Annotated in this window: 19 protein-coding genes; 11 read left to right on the plus strand and 8 right to left on the minus strand. The window is 46.4% G+C overall.

Annotated elements, in window-relative coordinates; genetic code table 11:
* Window positions 1-62 precede the first annotated feature (62 nt).
* The gene (locus ACXAH6_RS11345; protein WP_474876903.1) at window positions 63-983 is read left to right on the plus strand and encodes an aspartyl protease family protein; all 921 of its coding nucleotides are present in this window, start codon (window positions 63-65) and stop codon (window positions 981-983) included.
* Here the strand turns inward: ACXAH6_RS11345 and ACXAH6_RS11350 are convergent.
* The 3 genes from ACXAH6_RS11350 to ACXAH6_RS11360 form a co-directional block, all read right to left on the minus strand.
* Window positions 907-2490, minus strand: a complete 1584-nt coding sequence (locus ACXAH6_RS11350; RefSeq protein WP_474876904.1) for a family 43 glycosylhydrolase — start codon at window positions 2488-2490, stop codon at window positions 907-909. The genes ACXAH6_RS11345 and ACXAH6_RS11350 overlap by 77 nt on opposite strands.
* Window positions 2491-2546: 56 nt before the next feature.
* On the minus strand, window positions 2547-5477 hold the full coding sequence (locus ACXAH6_RS11355; RefSeq protein WP_474876906.1) for a TonB-dependent receptor domain-containing protein: 2931 nt from the start codon (window positions 5475-5477) through the stop codon (window positions 2547-2549).
* Between the two features lie 340 nt (window positions 5478-5817).
* Window positions 5818-7572: a DUF885 domain-containing protein gene (locus ACXAH6_RS11360; protein ID WP_474876907.1), complete on the minus strand. Its 1755-nt coding sequence runs from the start codon at window positions 7570-7572 to the stop codon at window positions 5818-5820.
* A 127-nt stretch (window positions 7573-7699) separates the two neighbouring features.
* Between ACXAH6_RS11360 and ACXAH6_RS11365 the strand changes: the two genes are divergently transcribed.
* Window positions 7700-10099 (plus strand): beta-L-arabinofuranosidase domain-containing protein, encoded by a 2400-nt coding sequence (locus ACXAH6_RS11365; RefSeq protein WP_474876909.1) that lies wholly within the window; start codon window positions 7700-7702, stop codon window positions 10097-10099.
* A gap of 61 nt (window positions 10100-10160) precedes the next feature.
* The gene (locus tag ACXAH6_RS11370) at window positions 10161-11372 is read left to right on the plus strand and encodes a M24 family metallopeptidase (RefSeq protein WP_474876910.1); all 1212 of its coding nucleotides are present in this window, start codon (window positions 10161-10163) and stop codon (window positions 11370-11372) included.
* A gap of 72 nt (window positions 11373-11444) precedes the next feature.
* Here ACXAH6_RS11370 and tyrS read toward each other — a convergent pair whose 3' ends face one another.
* Window positions 11445-12644, minus strand: a complete 1200-nt coding sequence (gene tyrS, locus ACXAH6_RS11375) for a tyrosine--tRNA ligase (protein WP_474876912.1) — start codon at window positions 12642-12644, stop codon at window positions 11445-11447.
* A gap of 232 nt (window positions 12645-12876) precedes the next feature.
* On the opposite strand from tyrS, the gene ACXAH6_RS11380 reads away from it, so the two are divergent.
* The 3 genes from ACXAH6_RS11380 to ACXAH6_RS11390 all read left to right on the plus strand — a co-directional run bounded on the left by ACXAH6_RS11380 (window position 12877) and on the right by ACXAH6_RS11390 (window position 16273).
* Window positions 12877-14172 carry an OapA family protein gene (locus ACXAH6_RS11380; RefSeq protein ID WP_474876914.1) on the plus strand — a complete coding sequence of 432 codons (1296 nt, stop codon included), beginning with the start codon at window positions 12877-12879 and terminating at the stop codon, window positions 14170-14172.
* 1 nt (window position 14173) lies between these two features.
* Window positions 14174-15286 (plus strand): anhydro-N-acetylmuramic acid kinase, encoded by a 1113-nt coding sequence (locus ACXAH6_RS11385; RefSeq protein ID WP_474876916.1) that lies wholly within the window; start codon window positions 14174-14176, stop codon window positions 15284-15286.
* Between the two features lie 129 nt (window positions 15287-15415).
* A complete protein-coding gene (locus ACXAH6_RS11390; RefSeq protein WP_474876917.1) occupies window positions 15416-16273 on the plus strand; it encodes a D-2-hydroxyacid dehydrogenase in 858 nt (285 codons plus the stop codon).
* 27 nt (window positions 16274-16300) lie between these two features.
* Here the strand turns inward: ACXAH6_RS11390 and ACXAH6_RS11395 are convergent, their stop codons facing one another.
* Together ACXAH6_RS11395 and erpA are read right to left on the minus strand one after the other, a co-directional pair.
* Complete coding sequence (locus ACXAH6_RS11395; RefSeq protein WP_474876919.1) at window positions 16301-16879, minus strand: glutathione S-transferase family protein; 579 nt, start codon at window positions 16877-16879, stop codon at window positions 16301-16303.
* A 199-nt stretch (window positions 16880-17078) separates the two neighbouring features.
* The gene (erpA, locus tag ACXAH6_RS11400; RefSeq protein ID WP_474876921.1) at window positions 17079-17423 is read right to left on the minus strand and encodes an iron-sulfur cluster insertion protein ErpA; all 345 of its coding nucleotides are present in this window, start codon (window positions 17421-17423) and stop codon (window positions 17079-17081) included.
* 255 nt (window positions 17424-17678) lie between these two features.
* On the opposite strand from erpA, the gene ACXAH6_RS11405 reads away from it, so the two are divergent.
* Both ACXAH6_RS11405 and ACXAH6_RS11410 read left to right on the plus strand, forming a co-directional pair.
* Window positions 17679-18785 (plus strand): adenosylhomocysteinase, encoded by a 1107-nt coding sequence (locus tag ACXAH6_RS11405; RefSeq protein WP_474876922.1) that lies wholly within the window; start codon window positions 17679-17681, stop codon window positions 18783-18785.
* Window positions 18786-18818: 33 nt separating this feature from the next.
* A complete protein-coding gene (locus tag ACXAH6_RS11410) occupies window positions 18819-19289 on the plus strand; it encodes a GNAT family N-acetyltransferase (RefSeq protein ID WP_474876924.1) in 471 nt (156 codons plus the stop codon).
* On the opposite strand, the gene ACXAH6_RS11415 is transcribed toward ACXAH6_RS11410, so the two are convergent.
* Window positions 19276-20004 carry a DUF6776 family protein gene (locus ACXAH6_RS11415; protein ID WP_474876926.1) on the minus strand — a complete coding sequence of 243 codons (729 nt, stop codon included), beginning with the start codon at window positions 20002-20004 and terminating at the stop codon, window positions 19276-19278. The two genes, ACXAH6_RS11410 and ACXAH6_RS11415, sit on opposite strands and share 14 nt — an antisense overlap.
* A 105-nt stretch (window positions 20005-20109) precedes the next feature.
* Here ACXAH6_RS11415 and ACXAH6_RS11420 point away from each other — a divergent pair, with 105 nt between their 5' ends.
* From ACXAH6_RS11420 to ACXAH6_RS11430, 3 genes are all read left to right on the plus strand, one after another.
* Entirely contained in the window at window positions 20110-21786 is a 1677-nt protein-coding gene (locus ACXAH6_RS11420; protein WP_474876928.1) for a chloride channel protein, read from the plus strand.
* A gap of 87 nt (window positions 21787-21873) precedes the next feature.
* A complete protein-coding gene (gene hemJ, locus ACXAH6_RS11425; RefSeq protein WP_474876930.1) occupies window positions 21874-22302 on the plus strand; it encodes a protoporphyrinogen oxidase HemJ in 429 nt (142 codons plus the stop codon).
* 59 nt (window positions 22303-22361) lie between these two features.
* Entirely contained in the window at window positions 22362-22538 is a 177-nt protein-coding gene (locus ACXAH6_RS11430) for a hypothetical protein (RefSeq protein ID WP_474876931.1), read from the plus strand.
* Window positions 22539-22594: 56 nt separating this feature from the next.
* Here ACXAH6_RS11430 and ACXAH6_RS11435 read toward each other — a convergent pair whose 3' ends face one another.
* The gene (locus ACXAH6_RS11435; protein WP_474876932.1) at window positions 22595-24559 is read right to left on the minus strand and encodes an alpha/beta hydrolase family protein; all 1965 of its coding nucleotides are present in this window, start codon (window positions 24557-24559) and stop codon (window positions 22595-22597) included.
* Window positions 24560-24719 lie beyond the last annotated feature (160 nt).

Genomic DNA, 24719 nt, shown 5'->3' on the forward strand with positions numbered 1-24719 from the left:
CTGTCAGTCTCGGGTAAGCCTCTGTTTGTAATATGGAAACAAACAGCTAGAGGACAACCAGATTGAAGACAAGCTTGGCAGTATTCACATGGCTCAGTATGGGCATACTTTCGTCACATGCGATAGCACAACAAGCGCCATCGCCAGTCGCCCCTTGGTTACCAGAGCAAGCGTCTCACGCAGAAATTCGTTACGACCGAGCGAATCGCCCAGTCATCGCCACTGAAATGAACGGTAAAGGCCCCTACTTCATGGTGGTTGATACTGCTTCTCAAGCCACACTCATGGTGCCTCAGTTAGCCAAGTTACTAGGGCTTACAGCCTTAGATAGCGATATGACTATTAATGGCGCAACAGGTGCGGTAAAGGCACAGTTTTACCCTGTCGACCGCTTTACCAGCCCGCTATTTGATATACGTGATGTGGGTTTATTGGCATTACCTAATCCAGGGTCTACACAGGCGGCTGGCATTATAGGTATGGATATGTTTATCGACAAAGCGCTGGCCTTTCACACCCACGAGCGATACTTAACCACTTACCCAACGGGGCAGGTTCCGGGTAATTATGCCACGTTAAAAGCGCACGATTCTGCCTCAGGTTTGCTAACTGTGACAGTTCAGATCAATGGTATTGATGTTCCTGCACTTATCGACTCCGGTGCCGCCGCAACTATCGCAAATGAAGGCGTTTTAGCGGCGTTAGGCTGGAACTTTAATGATGAGCACTTGGTCGATGACGGTGAAATTGCCGGAGCCACCAGCGATGTCACGTCAATCAAAAAAGCAACCATCCACACCTTGCAACTCGGACCGATAAAACTCAGTGACGTGCCGGTACGGTTTACCCCGCCGCGAGGCGAATCACGCCCCGAACTGATTTTAGGTAACGATATACTGAACCTATTTAATGGTTATGCTTTGGACTTTCCGGCTCAAGAGTTTTTGATTTTTTATCCGCCAAAAAAGTCGCCTCAACACTAGCCTCATCGCGTTTTAACAGCCGCCATTCCTGTACCGCCACTGGCGTATATGAAACGGGGGCTGTGTCTGCCGCAACAGGCTGAGACAGCACTACACGATATTGCCCCGCACGAGTAGGCGCGAAAGTCAGTACAACCCAATTATCGGAACGGGGGGAATTGGCAACCGCCGAATGCGCTAAATCGGTCCACTGCCCTGCAACCTTTGCTTGAAGTGTTATCGAAGTAGGATACTTTGTTGATACACCGTCTTGCCACAAGTTAATTTCAGCTCGACTGCTACTCTGTGGCGACTCAAAATCATACTGTAAAAACACCTCTTGCTGTGTTTCGTTACCCTGACTTCGCCATATTTCAGGAGGAAGCGGATTGTGTCGGACTTTCTCGTCGTTCACCGCCTTGAGCCAGTATTTTATTGGAATAGGCCAATTTGACACCGATATGCGCGCGTATGGAGCGAGGTTGTTAGGGTCGACAATGTGACTGGGATTTACAGACGTCGGCGTAACCAGTTTGGGTTGATGAGGGAATACCGACTCATCCCAATACAATTTATCATAAGCAACACTGCGCCTGAAGTGTCCGCCCTCTTCGCCATCGGCGGTGTGATAAAACAACCACCATTGATGATCAACGTTAATAACACCAGGATGAGAGGTTGTGGAACTAACGGGTTTTAACGTTACGCCACCGTAAGTCCAAGGCCCTAATGGGTTGTTTGAATACGCCCATGCAATACAAGCGTAATAAAGAGTTTCGGAGCATTCGGATTGGTGCCCGTCTTCGGCATTATTGGCCGCGTAAAACAAATAATAGGTGTCGTTTTTTCTCACTAACCAAGGAGCTTCAAAAAAGTCTTTCGCGCCGTTTAACGTTTTTACTTCAGACGCCAGCGCAGTAAAATTATCGCTAAGTAAAGCACCACGTAATTCACCAAAAGTGCCCCAAACCATCACCCACTCTCCCTTTTTGTTTTTAATTAACGTGGGATCAATATTCTGCAAATTATCGGCATTAGGAGTCGCTTGACTCACTAACGGTTCGCCGATCAGATCTCGCCATGGCCCAGCTAAACTCGTAGCTACCGCGACGCCAATAGCGAAATTATCTTCGTAGTGCTTGTGTTTAAGCACAACAGGGGCAAACAAGTAAAAACGTTGGTCGTTGCCTTGAACAATTTGAGATGCATAGGCGCGCGCGGGCTGTGCCCAATCAAATACCTGCTCTGGGCTGATGGGTTGTTGCAATTGCTGCCATTGCCTTGTTTCCAGATTAGTAGATTTAAACAGAAACCAGTTTGGCATAATGAAGTCATTTTGATCGGGCGCTGCCATGTCATGACCCGTGAGTAAATACACCTCATCGCCAACAACAAAGGGAGCCGGATCAGCCGTGAACACAGCGGCATTTTGTAGTAATGGGTTACTTGCTGAAATGGCCTGCCAGGAAGCTGAACGATGACAACTCACTAGCGCCAAGCCAAATATCAAGAAAAGGTATTTCATCATATAAAAAAAAGCTCTGCTAGGGAGGGCAGAGCTTTACCTTACTGAACAGAGTTGTTTTAGAAGCTAGCAGTAAAACCTACGAAGATCTGACGACCAAGTGGGTCGTACACACCAGGATAGGTATTACCGTTACCGAATGAAGAAAGCACATTCGATACAATCACGGGAGGATCGCGATCTAGCAAGTTATTGATACCTGCACGCATGACAATGTTATCCGTAATGGAAACATTACCCGATAAGTCGAGATAGCTATATGCGCCAATTTCAGCATTAACAATGTATGTTGAGCTAGACGCCAAGAACTCGTTGCTTTCGTTGCTAGATAAGCTCACTTCGCCGAAATAACGCCACATCAAAGAAAGCTGAGCATCACGCCATGGTGTAGTCCACGTTGCACGCGCATTGTGACGCCATTCTGGTGTTGGCTGACCACATGTAGGGCCATAAAGTCCTTTACAGTCATACGTACCTAAACCGGGTTGAGGCTCTGTTACCATTTCATCTAACAAAGTTCCCATGAAGCCAAAGTTAACGCTTCCCCAATCGCCAAGGTCCATATCGTATACAACGTTCAAGTCATAACCCGATGTTTGCAAATAGCCTGTGTTCAAGGTGGTTGAGGTGATGTAACCATTCGCACCAAAAATAGAACCCGCGCTATCACGTGTAACAAGATCACAGTAATAGCTGTCGCCAGTTGCAATACACTGATTCAGGATAAGCGTAGGGTCAATTGAGCTAATGTACTGATCCACTTTGATGGTGTAGTAATCCAATGACACGCTCAAACCATCGATAAAGTCAGGAGTAAAAACTAAACCATAAGTAAAGGTATCAGCTTCTTCAGGTTTGAGGTTGGGATTACCACCATACATGTAGCCGCACTGATCAGCAGGACATTCAACAATGTTGGTGTACTGAGCGCTTGTTACCCCAGTAAGGGCACACTCATCTGCGGTTGCTGAAGGTGATGAACCAGCGCAAGGATCTGAACCTGAGTAAATCGACAAGCCTTGTGAAGAGAAGAGCTCACTGACGTTTGGCGCACGAATAGCGTGGTTAAAACTAGCACGCAAACGCAAAGCATCGTTTGGAGAATAGGTCATTTCAACTTTGTAGGTATTAGCACTGTACTCAGTTGAGTTACCGGCATCGTCACTGTTCGTGTAAGAAGAATAACGATAACCCGCATTAATACCTAAATATTGTGCCCAAGCCACATCTTCTACCAATGGAATATCAATTTCGGTATACAGTTCTTCTACTTCGATTTCACCGTAAGAGTCTTCAGTGCCGTATGATTCTGATACTTCATCAGCTTCAAAGTCATACACTTCTTTGCGGCTTTCATAACCCACTACGATTGCTGGGCCAACATTCGCCCAAGGTGAGGAAACACCGTAGTAATCTAGGTCGATTTGGCTATACGCGCTCAATACATCAAGGGTTTGGGTACTTTCTGTTGAGCTGGTCGTTAAGATGTAGTCATACGCTTCATCTGAAATACCATTGTAGGCGAACACGTCAATAGGCACACAGTCTTCATCACTGCCATTAACGACAGACTGACACACTATTTCACCGTCTTGTTCTACTGCAAGCAAGGCATTAGCGGCTTTGTCTGGGTTAACATCGTTATAAAACGACTCTTGATACAAAGCAACTGTACGTAGGTAGCTAACGTCATAGGTAATGCCGTCAGTCAGGTCACCACGTGTACCAATATTAAAACGATAATCAGTATGGCGCAGGTCATCACGACGAGGGCGTGCATTTTCACCATCTAGACGATAAGCAACGTAGGTGTCGATAATAGTACTGCTTCCCGCTTCGCTGCCACACAACAATTCGCGTTGTGAATCACTCATTAGCGGGTTGTCACAGTTAATCGCATAGCTGTCACCGAACCACAAAGCAGAAGGTGCGATCTGAGAATAACTGTGATCGTCCATGAACATAAAGCTGCCGTACACTTCCATCGTGTCGCTAACGTCATAATGGGTCATCATACCCGCAGTGTAACGACGGTCCATACGCTGGATATAGTTTAATGGCGTGTAGTTATAAAGATATTCACTACTGTAATCATCCCAGGTTTTCTCTCCGTCTTTGGTGTTGTTGTAAGAACCACCCGCATTCTCACCACTTAACACTTGGAAACGGCCCCATGGGTTATTACTTGACCCACCACACGCATAACCGTCTAGGGTACTGTTAGCACTGATTGCACAAGCAGAATAATCACGCTCACTTTGTGTTACAGGTTCTGTACGACGAAAGCCACCGTAAAATGTGATGTTACCTTTGTCATCGGCATAGTCGGTACCGGCCGCAAAGTTAAAGTCGTACTTTTCACCATCGAAAACACTGCTATCAGGTGTTTCGTAGTCATAGCTTTGCACCAATGAACGAATCGCTTTGTTATCATTATTGTGCTGATATCCGCTTGCTTGTACGTCAAAAATCACACCGTCTAGGTCGTCTTTTAATACAAAGTTGACTACCCCTGAGATGGCATCAGAACCATATACAGCCGACGCACCACCGGTGACAACATCGATACGGTCGACGAGTGCCGACGGAATAAAGTTGACGTCCATCCCCATTGTTGGCAACAAGCGCTGGCCATTAACTAAGGTCAATACGCGGTTCGACCCTAGGTTACGCAAGTTAATATTGGCGGTGCCGTCTGAGCCATTAGACACGTTTTCGTTCGCATCTGGAGTGAATTGCGGCATTTTGTTCAGTACCGATTCAACCGATGTTGCACCTTGGAAACCAATTTCACTGTCATCGACAACTGAAATTGGGCTATTACTTTCGAATTCAGCTCGTTGAATACGCGATCCAGTCACAGTAATACTTTCAACTAGTGATTTACTGTCTCCATCCGCTTCCTGAGCCTGCACCGTGATCGAGGGGGCAGCGCCCAACACTGCACTAAGCAGCACCGCTCCCTTTTTCATCGCAGTTTTAGTTTTCATTGTTTTCCTCACACTTGTTGCTTTTGTTTTTTTGCTAACAGGAGTCATGAACGAGCACTCCCTGCCACGTACAATAAACGCACAGATCCACATTGCATGTCAAATATATTATACGATATTATTTATAATATAGGCTGTAAGGGAAATAATAAATCAAACTAAATAAATGAAAAATAAGGATTATTACCCATTCTCAAAAGATTAAAACGGGAGCGTAAATTTTTATAAATGAGAAATTTTTATTTTTTTGCTAGATCAGAAATAAACGAGGAACATAAAAAAGTGCTGCGGGATCGCTCCACACAGCACAAACACACATGAAGGGAAACTCCAGTGATCTTTACTGGTAAGGAGACTCTCCTCCTTCCTCAATAAATCGGTCGATACGCGCATTCAGTACCGTTAATGGTACCGAGCCAAGTTGTAAAACAGTGTCGTGAAAGGCTCGAATATCAAATTTGGCACCCAGTGCTTTTTCTGCTCGCGCGCGCGCCTCTACAATCGCCATTTCGCCCAAGTAGTAAGACAACGCCTGACCGGGCCACGCAATGTAGCGATCTACCTCGGTTGTAATTTCATGAACCGACAGGGCCGTGTTGTCTTTCATAAAATCTTGCGCCTGTTTGCGGGTCCAGCCTTTGGCATGAATTCCTGTATCTACCACCAGACGCGCAGCTCGCCACATTTGATAACTCAACATACCAAACACTTCGTAAGGCGTGTGGTACATGCCCATTTCTTCGCCCAACTTTTCGGCGTATAACGCCCAGCCTTCTCCATACGCAGAGATATAGCTATTGCGTCTAAACTCTGGGATGGCGGTATTTTCTCCCGATAACGGCATTTGGAAGGCATGCCCTGGTGCAGATTCATGTAGCGTGAGCGCCGGTAAGGAGTACAGGGGGCGAGAAGGCAAATTATAGGTATTCACTAGATAGATACCGGGGCCACCGCGACCAGCGGTATAAAAAGGCGCAACGTCGTCAGGCACAGGAACGATGGCAAAACGGCTTCTTGGTAAATGCCCAAACCAGTCACTCACTTTGCCGTCAAACTCTTTTGCTATCCACGCCGCTCTATCCAACAAGTCTTGGGGCTTTTTCACATAAAACTGTTCATCGGTACGCAAGAAGTCTAAGAAAGCTGTAAGATCGCCGTCAAAATCCACTTCCTCCATTACTTCATACATACGCGCCTTGATCGCCGCCACTTCTTTTAGGCCTATGTTGTGTATCTCATCTGGTGTGAGATCCAGTGTGGTGTACTTCTCAATTTGAGATTGATAAAAGCGTTTGCCATCGGGCAAATCGTAGGCAGCCGTTGAACGCTGTGACTCGGGGATGTATTCATCAAGCATGAAGTCTAATACTGCTTGGTGTGCAGGGATCACAGACTGTTTGATCGCTTTTTCAGCTAGCGTGGTCAGTTCGCTTTGTAGTGCATCGCTAAAACCAGACGGAAAGTTAGTAAAAGGCGCAAAATACACGTTATCTTCCACACTAGCACTTTGCACCACTGTTGCTGCGGTGGCTTCTCTTCCCTGAAGGGCAATAAAAGGCGGCGTAAAACCACGAGCAAGGCCCGCTCGCATATTGTCTATTTGTTGCGAGAAATACCGCGGCATATCATTAAGCCATGCGATGTAATGACGATAGTCTTCTTCGCTGTGCAAGGTCGTTTGTGCCATGTAAGCAAGGTCGCCCCAAAATGACGTATCACCCGATAGCGGCTTTTCATAAAGCTTGTAATATTGATCAGAAAGTAAGGTATCTATTTGATATTGATAAATCGCGTAGTTAACCTTGTTATTGTCGCTCAGTTTGCTCGCATCTATTTGCGCTAATGCCTTATCGATATTTTTCCAATAAGCCGTTCGTGCTTGTTGTGTTTTAAGGCTCACGTCGGGCAAAGACGAAGGTACCGCCTCTACCATGCTGTCTTCATTCACACTGAACTGCTGCTGACGCCACGCCCATTCCTTTTTGTATACTGCTTCAAATTGTTCATCGGTTTGATTGGCGAAAGCGCCCCAACTGGCTGAGGAAAAAAACAGTACCGCTGCAACGCTCTGCGACACACGCTTCAAATTATTCATAAAACGACTCCTTGATTTCGACACCTTTGACGTATATCGTATACGGTATAACAATAAAACTATTTCACTGCTAGTGACGCCCCTGAGCGGTAAAGGGCGAATTCGAAGAACAAAAAGGAAATCATTTATGTGTCAGCTCTGCGACAATCACCCTACACGTAGACAGGTGCTCAAAGGCATGTCGTCTTTGGCTTTACTGTCAGCAATACCGCTTACTGCCTGCTCACAACAACCACAAAAAATCATCGAAGGTGTGTCACTACCTACATCGGCGAAAGCGGTGCCGCTCAATAATGTCAGGCTATTAGCCTCAGATTTTAAAAAGGCAGTTACCGCTAACACGGGCTACTTAATGGCACTAGAGCCCGACCGCTTCTTACACAACTTCCACGTATTTGCTGGCTTACCTGCCAAAGGCGAAGTGTATGGCGGCTGGGAAGGCGACACGATTGCAGGTCATAGCCTCGGCCACTACATGTCAGCGTTGGCCTTACTTCACGCACAAACAGGCAGCGAAGAAGCCAAGCAGCGTTTAAGCTACATCATCGACGAACTAGCACGTATTCAAGACGCTCAAGGTGATGGCTATGTCGCTGGCTTCACGCGCAAAAGAAAAGACAAAACCGTGGTAGATGGCAAAGAGATTTTCCCAGAGATCATGGCTGGTGAGATCCGCTCGGCGGGTTTTGATCTCAATGGTTGTTGGGTACCGTTTTACAACTGGCATAAACTTTATGCGGGCTTGTTTGATGCACAAACCTATTGCGGAATCGATAAAGGTATTCCCATTGCAGAGAAGCTGGGTGGCTATATAGAGAAGGTCTTCGCTGCTTTAAATGATACCCAAGTGGAAAAGGTCTTAGACTGTGAACACGGCGGTATCAATGAAAGCTTTGCCGAACTCTACGCCCGTACTGGTAACACACGTTGGTTAGCCCTAGCCGAACGCTTGTATCACAAAAAAGTATTGTCGCCGCTCAGTGAAGGCACTGATAACCTAGCTAACATTCACGCCAATACTCAAATTCCTAAATTGATTGGCTTAGCGCGTTTGCACGAACTCACAGGCAAGGCTGAACAAGGCGACACAGCAAGCTTTTTCTGGGACACAGTAACCGAGCACCACAGTTACGTGATTGGTGGTAACGCAGACCGAGAATACTTCTTCACACCTGACAGCATTGCCAACCACATCACAGAGCAAACCTGTGAAGCCTGTAATACCTATAATATGCTCAAGTTAACTCGCCACCTTTATAGCTGGGAAACCAACGCCGCATACTTTGATTATTACGAGCGCGCTCACCTCAATCACATTTTATCTCAAATTGATCCTGAAACTGGCATGGTGACCTACATGACACCGCTTATGTCAGGTTCGGCTCGTGAACATTCGACACCGTTCGACAGCTTCTGGTGCTGCACCGGTTCGGGCATGGAGAGCCACGCCAAACACGGTGATTCCATTTGGTGGGAGCAGGACGACAACTTATTCGTCAACTTGTACATCCCGTCGACACTGTCATGGACCAACCAAAATGCCGCATTGCGACTAGACACCCAATATCCTTATCAAGGGCAAATCGATCTCACCATAGAAAAAGCCGAAAGTGCCTTTACCCTTGCCCTGCGCATTCCTGCATGGGCTGGTGAAAAATGGCAAGTTAGCATCAATGGTGAACCAGCCAATGTTTCCCAAGATCGCGGTTATGCCTATTTGCGCCGTCGTTGGAAAACCGGCGATAAAGTATCGCTCACCTTACCCATGGATTTGCGCTTTGAATCAACACCGGGCAATGATCAAGTAGTTGCGGTTCTGCGCGGCCCCATGGTGTTGGCAGCGGATCTTGGGAGTAGTGATGAAGAATACAAAGGCACGGCACCGGCATTGGTAGGTAATGACCTGTTGGGAAGCTTTACTGCGACTCAATTGAACAAGGCCACATTCCAATCTGAAGGCATAGGTCGACCGGCGGATATGAAGTTCTCTCCGTTTTACGCCAACCACCACAGACGCAGCGCGGTGTATTTTCAACGTTTTACTGATGCCCAATGGGCCCAAGCGGAACAAGCCTATGCGGCCGAACAAGCTCGATTAAAAGACTTAGCTGAGCGCTCTGTAGACGTGATGCACCTAGGTGAAATGCAGCCCGAACGTGACCATAACCTAGAATCTGAAATCAGCTACCCCGTGGTATACCGAGGTAAAGCAGGCCGTGATGCAAGAACCATGGGCTTTTTCTCTTTTGATATGAAAGTGGCACCTGGCCCGTTAAAACTGCAAGCGACCTATTGGGGCGAGGAAAGACAACGTTTATTCTATATATTGGTAGACGGAGAGCGCATTGCCGCGCAAACACTTAACTTCGACAAGCCTGGGGAATTTTTTGATGTGGTTTACGATATTCCACAATCATTAACCAAAGATAAAACGTCGGTCAATGTGAAATTTGAGCCTGAACCGGGTAATACTGCAGGCCCTGTTTTTGGCGTTTTGTTGTTTAAACCCAAGCTATCAAAAGCATAGTATTTTGAGCACTCAGCCGCGTGCGACTGGCGCGGTTGAGTCCACATAAAGAAGGTAGTTCATGAATCAAAACGGAATCGGCGGTTGTAGCGCCGAAGCAGCCCTCGCTTCGCTTTCAACGATGACAACAGACGTGCCCCCCATCCAGAAAGATGAGTTAGTAGCACGTATGGCCAAAGCGCAAACCTATATGCAGCAGCACGAGATTGCTGCCATTTATTTAAATGCGGGTACTAACTTAAGCTATTTTACTGGTATGGATTGGTACGCCAGCGAGCGTCTAGTCGGTGCTATTTTGCCAGCCAACGGCGAGCTTGTGTATATTGCTCCGGCGTTTGAAATTGATTCATTAGAAGAGCGCAAAGTGATGGCCGGTGAGATTAAAGGCTGGCATGAACACGAGTCTCCCTATGAGTTAGTCATGCAGGAATTGGATCGCTTAGGCCTAACCACGGGTGATAAGTTTGGCATCGATGAATCCACTGCATTTTTCATTGCCGACGGTTTTAGTAAAGCCAATTTAGGATATACGCTGTTTAATGCCAGCGAAGTGACTGCGCACTGTCGTATGCATAAGTCCTCCACTGAACTTGCATTGATTCAACGTGCAATGGACATGACGCTCGCGGTACACAAGGCCACGGCGTCTATGCTGCATGAAGGTATCACAACAACAGAAGTCGAGCAGTTTATTCATCGCGCTCACCAAAAAGTCGGCGCGAGCGGTTCTTATTTTTGTATTGTGTTATTTGGCAAAGCCACGTCGTTTCCCCATGGCGTAAAAGATCCACAAGTGCTGAAGCAAGGCGATCTGGTGTTGATCGACACAGGTTGTAAATTACATGGGTACTTATCGGATATAACACGCACTTACGCTTTCGGCGACGTTAGTGACAAACTGCGCACTTACTGGCAAGCCGAGAAAGACGCCCAGCTTGCTGCTTTTGAAGCTGCGCAACTAGGTACGCCCTGTGGCGATGTGGATGCCGCGGCCCGTGCTTCATTGGCGACCTATGGGTTAGGCCCAGATTATAACTTACCGGGTCTGCCTCATCGCACAGGCCATGGTATAGGTATGGACATTCATGAGTGGCCGTATTTGGTGAAAGACAACCCGCAACCACTGGCAACAGGCATGTGCTTTAGTAACGAGCCAATGATTGTGGTGCCCGGTGAATTTGGCATTCGTTTAGAAGATCATTTTTATATGACTGACGACGGCCCCAAGTGGTTTACTGAACCCGCCAATACCATCGACCAACCCTTCGCCTAAATCAACAACAGGCAATAAAAAACCCCGACGCGTCGGGGTTTTTGTTATCTATGAATAAAGCGAATCATTGGTTTATTTCAATGTTACCCGTGCAAACTTACGCTTACCCACTTGGTAAACGGCTTCGCCCGCCTCAGTCAGTGTTAGGCGCGAATCTTCTACTTTCTCGCCGTCAATTTTTACTGCACCTTGTTTGATCATACGCATCGCGTCTGAGGTTGAGCCAACTAAACCCGCTTCTTTTAGCAAGTTACCAATGGCAATTTCACCGTCGGTAAGGGTAATTGTCACTTCTGGCATATCGTCAGGGATCGCATTTTTCTGGAAACGCTGAACGAAATCTTGGTAAGCCCCTTCTGCCGCTGCTGCGTCGTGGAAACGCTCAATAATTTCACGTGCGAGCAAAATCTTCACGTCGCGAGGGTTAGTACCATTGGCTACATCGTCTTTCAACTTAGCGATATCTTCTAGCGGGCGGAAGCTCAACAAGTCGTAGTAACGCCACATTAGATCATCAGAGATAGACATGATCTTGCCGAACATTTCGTTTGGCGTATCGGTAATACCAATGTAGTTACCCAAAGACTTAGACATTTTCTGCACACCGTCTAAACCTTCAAGCAAAGGCACCATGATCACAGACTGCTGCGCAATGCCATTTTCTTTTTGCAGTTCACGGCCCATCAACAAGTTAAAGCGTTGGTCTGTACCGCCTAGCTCAACGTCTGACTTCAACGCTACTGAGTCATAACCTTGTACCAGTGGATACAAGAATTCGTGAATTGCGATAGGCTGGCCACCGTTATAGCGCTTTTTGAAATCATCGCGCTCTAGCATACGGGCTACCGTTTGGCTTGCCGCCAGCTTGATCATGCCCGCCGCACCCAATTGGCTCATCCACTCAGAGTTAAACCGGATTTCCGTTTTTTCTTGGTCTAGAATTTTGAAAACCTGCTCTTGGTAGGTTTTCGCATTCTCAAGCACTTGCTCTTCAGTAAGCGGTTTACGTGTGACGTTTTTACCCGTTGGATCACCGATCATACCGGTGAAGTCACCAATAAGGAAAACTACCTGATGGCCGAGTTGCTGGAATGTCCGTAACTTATTGATAAGTACTGTATGACCTAGGTGTAGATCAGGCGCAGTTGGATCAAAACCCGCTTTAATGGTTAAAGTTTTGCCCGACTTGAGTTTTTCAATCAGTTCTTCTTCAGGCAGAATTTCATCTGTGCCTCGCTTGATTTCCGCGAGAGCGGTTTGCCAATCAGTCATTACGCTTATTTCCACACTGTACTTATTTTATACTTCACCAATTGCTATAATTGGCATAACTTGGCTGGGCATTTTACGCGTCAGCCTAGCGTATTTAAAGCCTGTCGCGTGATTAAAGCGATGAAAAAAGGCTGAAATAGCTAAAAAAGCGCTTTTTTGAGCAACTTTGCTAGAAAGTCTCGGTCGAAGCATATATTCTCAATTCCAGTTGTACCATGAGAAAGCAAATACAGTGATTGTTCGAACATTTAAACAATTGCCCAAAGCACATCGCCTCGGCATTATCGCCGCCAGCGCGCTGCTTTGCGCATTAATGATTTTGCCTTCTGAAGATGTTGAAGCAAGCCGTTCTGCAGAATCAGCCATGATTCTCGACACGGGTGTGCGCTACCCTCTCAATTTGTCTATTACCGAAACCGATGCTTTTGAAGACATGGAAGACGACGGTGAATGGGCAACCTATAAAGTGAGAAAAGGCGACACTCTCGCGAAAATATTCAAACGCGCAGGGCTAACAGCGAAAGACACCTATCGCGTTTCACACGCAGGCGAAACAGCAAAAACCCTTGTTACCTTACTTCCCGGTGATGAACTCGATATTCGCAAAGATGCACAAGGCCTTTTTAGTGCCTTGCGTTATCAATTATCGGCCACCCAAACTCTGTTTATTGAAGGGGGTGACAAAGGCGATTTACAAGCTAGCATCGACACCAAAGACGTAGATATACGCCTGAATTACGCTCAAGGCGAAATTTCTTCCAGCTTCTGGAATGCAGGTGTTGCTGCAGGCCTGACCGATAATCAGATTATGCACTTAGCTGGCATTTTTGGCTGGGATATCGACTTTGCGATGGAAATTCGCCAAGGTGACAGCTTCAATGTCGTGTTTGAAGAAAAGTACATCGACGGTGAGTTTGTCGGCTATGGCGATATAGTCGCTGCCGAGTTCGTTAACCAGAATGATCTTTTCCAAGCTATTCAACATTCAGACGGTAACTATTACACGCCCGAAGGCCGCAGTATGCGCAAGAGCTTTTTGCGCGCGCCCATCAACTTTAAGTATGTAAGCTCTAACTTTACTAAAGCCCGTTTCCATCCCGTACAAAAACGTTGGAAGGCCCACAATGGTACTGACTACGTTGCGGCAATAGGCACCCCAATTATGGCTGCCGGTGACGGTCGAGTCATTAAAGCCGCTTACAACAAATACAATGGGAACTACGTTTTCGTGCAACATGGCGAAAAGTACGTGACTAAATATCTGCACCTGAAAAAGCGCGCTGTGAAGCAAGGCGAAACGGTAAAGCAGGGGCAAACTATTGGTTACTTAGGTAATACGGGCATGGTAACAGGCGCACACTTGCACTATGAATTTTTGGTCGATGGCGTACATCGCAACCCCCGTACTGTTGAATTACCTAAAGCTCGCCCGATTGATTCGTCGGAACGCGCTGAGTTTATGGAAATAGCAGAACAACGTTTGGCCCAGTTAAATACCAGTAAACGTATTATGCTGGCAATGCAGTGATATGACGAAGTATATTGGCCTGATGTCGGGCACCAGCATGGACGGCGTCGATGCGGTGCTTGTCGACATTCAGGGCAATCAGTTACACACCCTCGCTGCCACCTCGCTCCCCTACTCAGACTCACTATTGGCCACACTGCATCAACTGTGTGAACCCAGCCCAGATGAAATCAATATTATGGGCGAAGCAGAGCGAGCCGTGGCTTTTTGTTTTGCCCGTTGTGTAAAGCAACTCTTGCTCGATAACGAGCTTTCCCCAGAAGATATCCGTGCCATTGGCAGCCACGGGCAAACAATTCGCCATTACCCCGAAGGCGTTGTGCGTGGAAGTGCTGGATTTTCTTTGCAAATTGGCGACCCACACACCATCGCTATCGAAACCGGCATCGATGTGGTGCACGACTTTCGGCGCAAAGACGTTGCACTAGGTGGCCAAGGCGCTCCTTTAGTGCCTGCATTTCACGCCCATCAATTTGGTGACCCAGACGAAAATCGCCTGATTATTAATTTAGGCGGTATTGCCAATGTCACTTATTTACCGGCTCATTCCGGCACAATAGTTGGCTTTGATACTGGCCCCGCGAATACCTTAATGGACGCTTGGTGTCGCCGACATTTACAAGTGAATTATGACCAACAAGGAATGTGGGCAGCATCGGGGAAAGTGCATGAAGCGTTATTGCTCGCCTTACTAGAGCATCCTTATTTAGCTTGTCATTACCCCAAAAGCACAGGCAGGGAAGACTTTAATCTTGCATGGGTAGACACAGTCTTAGCCAAATTTCCTAGCCTCAAAGAAGAAGATGTGCAAGCCACGTTACTGGCCTTTACCGCGCAGAGCATTGCCGATGCTGTCAAAACACTACCGCCGATTGACCACTGCTATGTGTGTGGCGGCGGGGCATTCAACCCTGTGCTTATCGCTGCGTTAGCGGAACGACTGAGTAGCCCGGTTTCCTCCACCAGCGAACTGAATATTCACCCACAATGGGTAGAAGGTGCCGCATTCGCATGGCTTGCTCATGCGTATTTGCAACACATACCCGGCAATGTTCCCAGTGTAACAGGCGCTGCGAGAGAGGCGGTATTAGGCTGCTTAACCACGGCTAAGTAGTGAGTACGATAAATGATGATTAAAGGGCCGTCCCCCGATACCACCACGACTAGCCAAATATCTATTTTAAGCAGGGACCACGCTGTCTATACGAAATTGCTCCAGCCCCTACTTCCCCTAGAATGTAAGGTGATTCAAGCTACGGATGATCCGGCGCAGCTCGTTTGTGACAGTGTCACCATACTCCTTGGTGATCCTGACCTTATCGTTGAGGTCATTGAGCGTTGCCACCAACTACAATGGTGTCAGTCTTGCTGGGCAGGTAATGCCCCGTTGCTGAAATCGCCCAAAAAAGATTACCACCTGACAGGTGTGAAAACCGTATTCGGACAACAAATGCGGGAGTATGTATTTGCACATATTCTGTATTTCAGCCGTCACATCGAAACTTATATTCAACAACAATCTGTACCGCACCCAAAGTGGACACAACCCACCTTCGACTACATTGCCGGTAAAACGCTGGGAATTGTGGGTGCAGGCAGTATTAGTGACGACCTACTACCTGTCGCAAATGCATTTGATATGCGTGTAATTGGGCTGTCGCAAAGTGGTAAGCCTAAATCGGGTTTTAACCAGATCTTCACCGTTGAAGATAAATTGCGTTTGGCGCAACAAAGCGATTTTGTGGTGAGCTTATTACCAGATACACAGAGTACCTACCATGTGTTAGACGAGCGTTTTTTTGCTGCGATGAAACCTTCAGCAGTGCTCATTAATGCAGGGCGCGGCAACAGTGTAGACGAAGTTGCATTGATAAAGGCATTAGATGCTAACCAATTGCGCGCCGCTGTGCTAGACGTATTCAAAGCTGAGCCATTGGCCGATGACAGTGAATTATGGCGTCACCCTAAAGTGATTGTAACCCAACATACCGCAGCCATATCCAAACCTGAAGATATTGTCAGGGTATTTACCGACAATTTAATGCGTTGGCAAAACCGAACACCACTGATGTATGAGTTCGACTTTGCCAAGGGTTATTGATGTGTGAAGCCTCGTAAGAACATAAACTTACGCGGTTAAACGAGGGTCCGTAGTGGCGATAATTTCTCTGTCGCCGTGTTTTTCCATAAAGGCTTTAAGTGGCGCAGACTCAGTAAAGTCATACAACCCTCGGAAATGCGCCCAGTCCAATAAACTAAACAGGCTTATCGATGCATAATGCCACTCGTCAAACTCGCCTTGCTCCGCTGCGGAACTAAGAGCTGCCAATGTGCTGTTAACACGGTCATATTGCAATCGGTGATAAAGACAGCCCTGTTCCAGTTCAATACCAGAACGCTGCAACATAAAGAGTTGAACAAAGGTATCGTTGGCCGCATTGATTAACGTGACTAAATTTTCTTGAGACCAACTTAATTTGGGTAACGACAGCTTTTCACACAAGTAGCGATAAATCACCCCCGAATCAAAAATCAGATTTTCACCGTCTTCCAACATAGGTACTTTCATTGTTGGATTTTTTAACGCCAATGCCTCGCGGTCAGGGCCTTCAAAGATATTCCAATGAATAAAGGTATAGTCAGTCTGAGCTAAACTCATTCGAATTCGACGTACAAAGGGTGACGTGATCGAACCATATAATTTCATACCGCTCTCCATGTGCTTTGATGATAAATAAGTGAACGACCATGCTAGATCAGACTAGTGGGTATCCCTAGTACTTTGCGACAGACAATAGACTAATCTCTACCAAACTTCGCAGCGGAGAAATAACAGTGAATACAATATAGGAAGTGAAGACGGCTACCCTCACGATAAGGAGCAGCCCATCATCAAACTGGAAGAGTTAAATACTGAAGCTAGAACCGCAACCACAGGTTGTTGTTGCGTTAGGGTTTTCAACCATAAAACGAGAACCTTCTAAGCCCTCGACATAATCGACAATACCACCTACGAGATATTGCAGACTCATAGGGTCTACCACTAGAGTCACTTCGTTCTTTTCTATGGTCATATCGCCGTCATTCACTTTTTCATCAAAGGTGAAGCCATATTGGAACCCAGAGCAACCACCACCGGTAACGTACACGCGCAATTTTAGTGACGGATTTTCTTCTTCCTCCACTAGCTCACGTACTTTTTTGGCTGCAGCATCAGAAAACTCGATGGGCAATGCTGTCTCAACTGACATAACGTCCTCTCTTTACAACTTTGGTGGTTCAATACGGTGTATACCAATATTGTTACGGCTGGTCGCACTTTCAAGCGCAAGGCCTTATTATCTAATACTTGAGTAATTCAATCAACTATAGCACTGAGCTTAACGGTTAGGGTGAGTAATTTGTGCTGAATCAAAGGCACATTAATTCTCACGTGTTGGGTTTGTAGTCGTGTCGTATTGTGGCTTATTATTCGTGTTTCATTTTCTTTGTTTTCAAGTATTCCTATGTATCAAGATTTTCAAGCAGAGCTCGATTGGGCCACCTTACATATGCCTCGCACTCGCGCAGCTGTCGCTGCGCTTCCCGATTTAAGCGGTATAAAACTCGCGTGTAATATGCACCTCGATTTAAAAATGGCGCCTCTTGTTGCGGGTTTGCTCGATCGTGGCTGTGAAGTATTTCTCACCACGTGTAACCCCACAACTGTGCAAGATGATGTGGTTGCTTATTTAGTCGAAAAAGGTGCAGTGGCTCATGCATGGCGAGACATGAGTGATAGTGATTGGTCTGATTCATTCGATAAAGCCCTTGCTTGGAATCCAACACACTTGTGTGAGATGGGCGCCGATCTCACAACCCGTTTACACACAGGCGATTATCAGCCGGAGATTATCGCAGGCCTTGAAGCTACGGGTTCTGGCATTACTCGTTTAGGCGGTGTCGAGCCTCGTTACCCTATTTTTAACTGGGACGATTTACCAGTAAAAGAGGGCTTGCACAATCGTCACATGGTAGGCCTGAGTGCATGGCAAACCTTCTTCCAAACCACTCACCTTACTTTGCACGAAAAAACCGTGGTAGTGATTGGCTATGGCTTGGTGGGTCAAGGCGTTGCGGCTTCAGCCAAGGCGTTTGGTGCGCAAGTACAAGTGGCTGAGCTAGACCCAGCTCGCGCATTACAGGCCAAGTACGATGGCTGGCCGGTAGTAGATCTCGCCGAGGCGGTTAAAACAGCAGATGTCATTGCCACCGCCACCGGTGCATACGGAGTGGTCAGTGCACAACACTTAGACAATATGAAAACAGGCACTTTCATTCTTAATGTTGGCCATGTTGCCCGAGAAATCGACGTTGCTTATTTGAAAAACAATGCAGCTCACTCAGAGCCAATGCCTTACGTGAACGCCTATGACTTGAACGGCAAGACCCTGTTTTTACTTGCCGATGGGTCCATGTTTAACTTAACCGCTGGATATGGTGACAGCCTCAATGCCTTCGACGTGACTCTCGCGGTAATGGCAGCAGGTATTGGCCATATCGTCGGCGAAGGAGCAAACCACGAAAAAGGCCTGTACTTACTACCAGAAAGTGCGTGGAAAGCCGCACTGTAATCACCAATAACCGATGTAAAATAGGAAACTAACATGCAATGGCAGTCACTCACATTCGACCAACTCACCACAACACAGTTGTTTGAACTACTCAAACTTCGCGTTGACGTATTTGTAGTTGAGCAAGCCTGTGCTTACCCCGAGTTGGACGACAAAGACCGCCATCCGCAAACCCGTCATTTACTCGGTTATCAAAACGGTAAAATCATCGCCTATGCGAGGCTATTGCCAAAAGGCCTGAGTTACCCCTCGGTATCGATTGGTCGAGTGGCAACAGCGGCGGATCATAGAGGGAATGGACTGGGCAAAGCCTTAGTGCAACAAGCGTTAACAGAATGTGCGCGTTTGTGGCCATCTGACAATATTGAAATTGGTGCGCAGGAATATCTTACTGACTTTTACGCCAGTTTTGGTTTTACGCCCACCTCAGCTATGTATGTAGAGGATGGTATCCCGCATATTGATATGAAGAGAAGCCACTCACCCTCTGCTACTCAGCACTAATGGCAACACTGCCATTTTCATAAACTTCTTGCCAACTGAAAGCGCGCTGGTAATCACCGCGCTTTCTTTTGTATTGAAACACGGTAGTGCTTATCACCAAGGATTCAGGTACAAAATATGCCGGTAACGAAAACAGAAACGACACCGGCTGAAAATACTTAAACCCGTATTCAACCTGATCGGGATTAATGTTGCTGTTTGGCCCCAAGGTAATTTGCTCTGGCTTACCGTTTAAACTTCCCGACACTCGTATGGTCAGCGTCCCTCGCACCACGGCTTTCACTTGTCGCTGTTGCAACACCACCAGATTAGCGTGATAGAAACCAGGGCTGGCAGCATCTGTTATTTGTAAGCCTTCTATCAGAAAACCATCCTGGGTTTCTTCTGGGGCCATCACTCTTGTATAAAAAGCTTTTTCTTTTTCCAGCGCTCTCACTTTGTCGTTCGCTTCGGCGAGACGTTGGGCGAGCTTATCTGCCTTCATTGTTGCAATGTCCAGCTTCATCGTTAGCTGATTTTTCGCCGTCGTTAGCGCGTTGTTGTCACTGTTTAACATCGCTAATGTTTGATTGGCTCGGCGAATTTCGTCCTGCTGTGCTTGATGTTGAAAGCCTGCAATGTAGTAGCCAAAATACAGCATAACGACCATGGCGACTATAACTTTGATGAGTGTGGCGTTTTTGCTGGTCACGCCCTTAATATCGGCTAACTTCATATAGATTCATTCTCTCGGGCGGATATAAGCCGCGATTACACTTTGCAAACCAATCACTTGTGATAAGCTTGCGATTATAATCAATCAGAGTATTAAATCCATTGTATGCGTTTTCTGGCTTTGCGTCGTGAATTAGCTCACCCACGTACCTCGGTGCAGTTGTGTTTGTTGGGAATTGTAGCTGGTGTGTGCTCCGCTGGATTGATCATACTTTTTCGCTTATGCATTGAATTAGTTCAATATTTGGCAGAGCATCAACTCAAAGAGTTCGGCGTCAGTAGTGGGTATATTTGGGTACTCATGCCTCTTCTTGCTGTGGTATGTATCTTAGTTATCGCGTTTATCACAGGCTTTCGCCATTACCGGCTGGGTATTCCCTTTGTCATCCACCGAGTCAAACACTTTTATGGCCACATTCCATTTCGTACCACGATTAACCAATTTTTTGGTGGTATGCTCGCCTTAGCTGGCGGTTTTGTCGTTGGTCGAGAAGGCCCTTCTGTGCACTTGGGAGCAGCAGGTAGTAGTTTTATTGGTCAGTGGTTAAAGCTCCCGTTTAACAGTATTCGTATTCTTGCAGGCTGTGGCATTGCTGCTGGTATTTCCGCTTCGTTCAACACCCCGTTTGCCGCAGTAATCTTTGTAATGGAAGTGGTACTAAGAGAATACCGCATTCACCTTTTTGTTCCCGTGATGCTCGCCGCCGCCTGTGGCTCAGTACTCACACGAATTGTTTTCGGTGAGGCGAATGAACTGTCATTTCTATCGTTCTCGTCATTTAGCCAATGGGTATATTTTTACCTCGTGCTGCTGGGAATAGCGTTGGGCGCACTGGCCACATTATTCAATAACCTGTTAATGAGTATCATGACGCTGTTCCGGCGATTTAGCATGGTATGGCGTTTAATTTTAGCCGGTGTGATCACAGCCAGTGCAGGGGCAATTGTTCCCGAAGCCTTGGGGGCTAGTTTTGTCGACGTGCACCACTTGTTTCAAGACAACCCCAGCTTCAGTGTTTTATTAGTGATATTGATCGTAAAGTTTCTTTTAGCGGTGTTCGCGATTGGGCTAGGCGTGCCAGGCGGTATAATTGGCCCAGTAATGGTTATAGGCATGCTGTCTGGCGCATTACTGCTGCTCCCCATTGGTCAGTGGCTATTGCCAGAAGAATACACCTCAAGCTTTGCCTTACTCGGAATAGCCGGCATGCTAACTGCAGTTCTGCATGCGCCTCTGGCAGCCCTTTCTGCGGTAATGGAGTTGTCGTACAGCCCACAAATCATCTTGCCTGCAATGCTTGTGATAGTGCCAGCCTATGTCACATCAACGCAATTTTTGGGCAATCGTTCTATATTTATCCGCCAATTAGATTATCAAAAACTACCTTATGGCGTGTCGTCGATTCGAGAAACATTAGAGAAAACCGGCGTCATGGCGGCCATGGACACAAACTTCAAACATTTCTATGATGCGCCAGAACAAGCCATTCATAAGTTTTTGGAAGGTGAACCCACACGAGTCGTGGTGCAACAGCACAAATTTGAACTCGATATTCGTTATCGATTAGTACAGTACGATGTGAGTTTGGAGCACGATGCCGCCGCATTAAAATACCATGACATGGATGGCTTAAATTCGCAGGTAACACTGGCAGAAGTGTACGAAATATTGCGAGGTTCTCGTACCGGTGGCGTTTACATCTACGAGGATGAACCGCAAAATATCCAAGGCGTGATTACCTGGAATCGCCTGCAGAGTTATTTACAAAAAGCCCAATATTGATTCGAATCAACAGAGGCTTGTAGTTTGGGCAGTTGCAGTACGCCAAGTTTGGTACACTCGTCTGCTCACGAATAAGAGAACTTCTTTATGTCTATTTTATGGCTCAAAGCCCTTCATATTTTCTTTATGCTCGCATGGATGGCAGGCTTGTTTTATTTACCCCGAATCTTTGTTTATCACGCTCAAGCCACCGAACAAGCGGTGAAAGAACAATTCAAAATTATGGAACGTAGGCTATGGTTCTTCGTAACCCCTTTTGCCATACTCACCGCAGTATTCGGCATATGCCTTATTGGATCATATGGGCTAGCGTGGCTCAAGGCATCAGGATGGCTACATGCAAAACTCACTCTGGTACTTGCAATTTACGGCTATCACTTCTATTTATATAAACTGATGAAATCGTTCGCACGTGACGAGAATCATCATTCGTCTAAGTTCTACCGTTTTTTGAATGAAGCCCCGGTGTTGTTAATATTGAGTATCGTTGTTTTAGCGGTGACGAAACCTTTTTAATTTTTTTATCGGCGATTGCAGTGGAAGTTTGTCGCCCTACCCTCTAAAGAGAAACCAAAATGGATGTGAACAACGCCTATCTAAAACGACTACTCGATCGTACTGATGTTGCCTTTCAAGCGTTAATGCGCGAGCCTGAATCAGCGCAACTTTTTGAAGATTACGAACTCGCCAGAAGCGAACTTAGCGACTATTTAGCGCTAGTTAAATCGAAACCCGTCGAACGTATTCTTTAGGGAATGAATTACCCCATTGTAAAATGAAGAAAGCCGCCAAATGGCGGCTCTCTTTATCAATGTTCGATATATTTATCGAGGAATGTCAGCATTTTCTGCCAACGTTCTACATTGTTTTCAGGCTTGTAGAAACCGTGACCTTCACCTTCCTTAAACAACCACTCATAAGGATGATTGCGCTTGTCTAACGCAGCACGTAAACGGTAGGCATGCTCAGGTGGTACACGTACGTCTTTGCCACCTTGCATGATGAATACAGGCACCTTCAGCTTGTCAATTTGATGTACTGGCGATTGAGCTTCTCGCAACGCTTTATCAGCCGGTAGCACTTTTGATAAGAAATTCTGGCCAGCTTTTCTTTCCGAGATATCACCTTCTTCAAACATTAAGTTCAGGTCATACACACCCACAAAACCGATTGTACACTGATACAAATCAGGTTCGCGGATCACTGTCATCAATGCCGCATAGCCACCGTAAGATGCTCCGTACACACACATGTTATCCTTGTCGGCAATCCCCTTATCAACCAAATACATAACGCCATCGGTCATGTCGTTGATCATGGTTGTACCCCAGTTTTGGTAGCCCATTTGTAAGAACTCGCGACCATAGCCACCAGATCCTCTGAAGTTTGGTTGCAATACAGCATACCCGTGCTCTGCCAACACTTTGGCATCAGCATCGATTCGACTGATGGAATCTCTTATACCATGAGGACCACCGTGAGGTAGTAAAATCAAAGGTAAGTTTTTAGCTTCCTTATTCGCAGGCAGCGTGAGCAAACCGTGAATCAACAACCCATCCCTTGTGTGATAAGTAATGATCTGTGTTTTAGGCATCGTCTTCTTGTCTAACCACGGTGTCGAGTCAACCAGTTTGGTTAGCTTGCGCTTTTCTGAGTCAAATAAGAAAAAAGTGCGCGGTAGGTTAGCAGAAGACACAGAGATAATGATTTTACTCATGTCGTAGGTCGACGACGTCACATCCACATTGGTATTGGGAAACGCTTTTTGCAAAGACTGAATAATTTGCGCGAAGAGTTTATTCTCGATATCTGCAAATATGACCCCGTCAATACTGTCGTACTCATAAGACGCACCCAGAACTTCATTTTCTCGTCCATTCTTGATACCCATAACGGGAGTGATATCCGTTTTGGGATGGGAAGCCAAAATCTCGGTTTCGAATGTGCTTAGGTCGAGAATACCCACTGATTGGGTGTCGGTTTCGAGATCAGAGAGCACAACCGCATGTTTATTGTCAGGCAAGATCAGAAGTGGCGAAAAACTACCTTCGTCGGGATTGAATCGCTTCACTTCAACCCACTCTTGATCTTCTCCACCGCGCACCATCATCACGGCTTCATTGTTAGCTTCAGGATCAGTACCCACAGCCATGCGAGCAACGCCATTTTGATCAAGTATAACGCCAACCCCAGTTCCACTATATCTGCGCAGAGGAATACGCCCTGCAGGCGACTTTCTACCACTGCTCACTTTCATGCGATACAGTTCAATAAACGGTTGCTTTGATTGCGCCCTAACCGATTGGATCATAACCTGATCAGGCTCTTCCGGTAGCATATCGATAATAGTCGCTACCCGATATTCTTTGTCATCCGAGCGAGGCCCTGCCAATATTTTTTGATTCCCACCATCAACATCCATACCGATGATTTCACCAGTACCAAAAGGCATATCAAATGAACCAACTTCTCTAGCCATGGTCATCAGTAAACGTTCTTCATTGGCCCAATAAAAACTGCCAACAGATTCGTTTCCTCTACCCTGAGTACGAGAAATTAATTGCTGATTATCAATGTCTAACACCGATAAAAAAATAGTGCCATCTTCATCGCGAGAAGTCGCGGCAAGGTAATTGCCTTCGGGTGAGATTTTTATACTTAAAAATTGAGAGTGTTTTGCATACTTTTCCAGTATGTCATTATCATAACTAGCTGCTGTTGCCGTAGTTACCAAGCCACACGCCAACACCGTTGTAATTAACCGTTTTATCATTGTCCTTTCCTGCCAGGTCTTATTTGCAATATGCAAAGAAAACTGTTCCCAATGCCTTGTGTTTATCCTCACACAATTATTATTTTATTCTTACAGTAACATAGAGCATTGGATTTGAGTGTACATATAAACGATAAAAGCCCTCGCGAACGAGGGCTTT

This window comes from Alteromonas sp. ABE4_545 (assembly GCF_056161325.1).

Bases quoted from the DNA above. Each gene is read 5' to 3' on its own strand.
- tyrS (WP_474876912.1), bottom strand. From the start codon at position 12,644: ATGACTGATTGGCAAACCGCTCTCGCGGAAATCAAGCGAGGCACAGAT.
- ACXAH6_RS11430 (WP_474876931.1), top strand. From the start codon at position 22,362: ATGGATGTGAACAACGCCTATCTAAAACGACTACTCGATCGTACTGAT.
- ACXAH6_RS11370 (WP_474876910.1), top strand. From the start codon at position 10,161: ATGAATCAAAACGGAATCGGCGGTTGTAGCGCCGAAGCAGCCCTCGCT.
- hemJ (WP_474876930.1), top strand. From the start codon at position 21,874: ATGTCTATTTTATGGCTCAAAGCCCTTCATATTTTCTTTATGCTCGCA.
- erpA (WP_474876921.1), bottom strand. From the start codon at position 17,423: ATGTCAGTTGAGACAGCATTGCCCATCGAGTTTTCTGATGCTGCAGCC.
- ACXAH6_RS11395 (WP_474876919.1), bottom strand. From the start codon at position 16,879: ATGAAATTATATGGTTCGATCACGTCACCCTTTGTACGTCGAATTCGA.
- ACXAH6_RS11410 (WP_474876924.1), top strand. From the start codon at position 18,819: ATGCAATGGCAGTCACTCACATTCGACCAACTCACCACAACACAGTTG.
- ACXAH6_RS11420 (WP_474876928.1), top strand. From the start codon at position 20,110: ATGCGTTTTCTGGCTTTGCGTCGTGAATTAGCTCACCCACGTACCTCG.
- ACXAH6_RS11405 (WP_474876922.1), top strand. From the start codon at position 17,679: ATGTATCAAGATTTTCAAGCAGAGCTCGATTGGGCCACCTTACATATG.
- ACXAH6_RS11435 (WP_474876932.1), bottom strand. From the start codon at position 24,559: ATGATAAAACGGTTAATTACAACGGTGTTGGCGTGTGGCTTGGTAACT.
- ACXAH6_RS11365 (WP_474876909.1), top strand. From the start codon at position 7,700: ATGTGTCAGCTCTGCGACAATCACCCTACACGTAGACAGGTGCTCAAA.
- ACXAH6_RS11355 (WP_474876906.1), bottom strand. From the start codon at position 5,477: ATGAAAACTAAAACTGCGATGAAAAAGGGAGCGGTGCTGCTTAGTGCA.
- ACXAH6_RS11350 (WP_474876904.1), bottom strand. From the start codon at position 2,490: ATGATGAAATACCTTTTCTTGATATTTGGCTTGGCGCTAGTGAGTTGT.
- ACXAH6_RS11385 (WP_474876916.1), top strand. From the start codon at position 14,174: ATGACGAAGTATATTGGCCTGATGTCGGGCACCAGCATGGACGGCGTC.
- ACXAH6_RS11415 (WP_474876926.1), bottom strand. From the start codon at position 20,004: ATGAAGTTAGCCGATATTAAGGGCGTGACCAGCAAAAACGCCACACTC.
- ACXAH6_RS11360 (WP_474876907.1), bottom strand. From the start codon at position 7,572: ATGAATAATTTGAAGCGTGTGTCGCAGAGCGTTGCAGCGGTACTGTTT.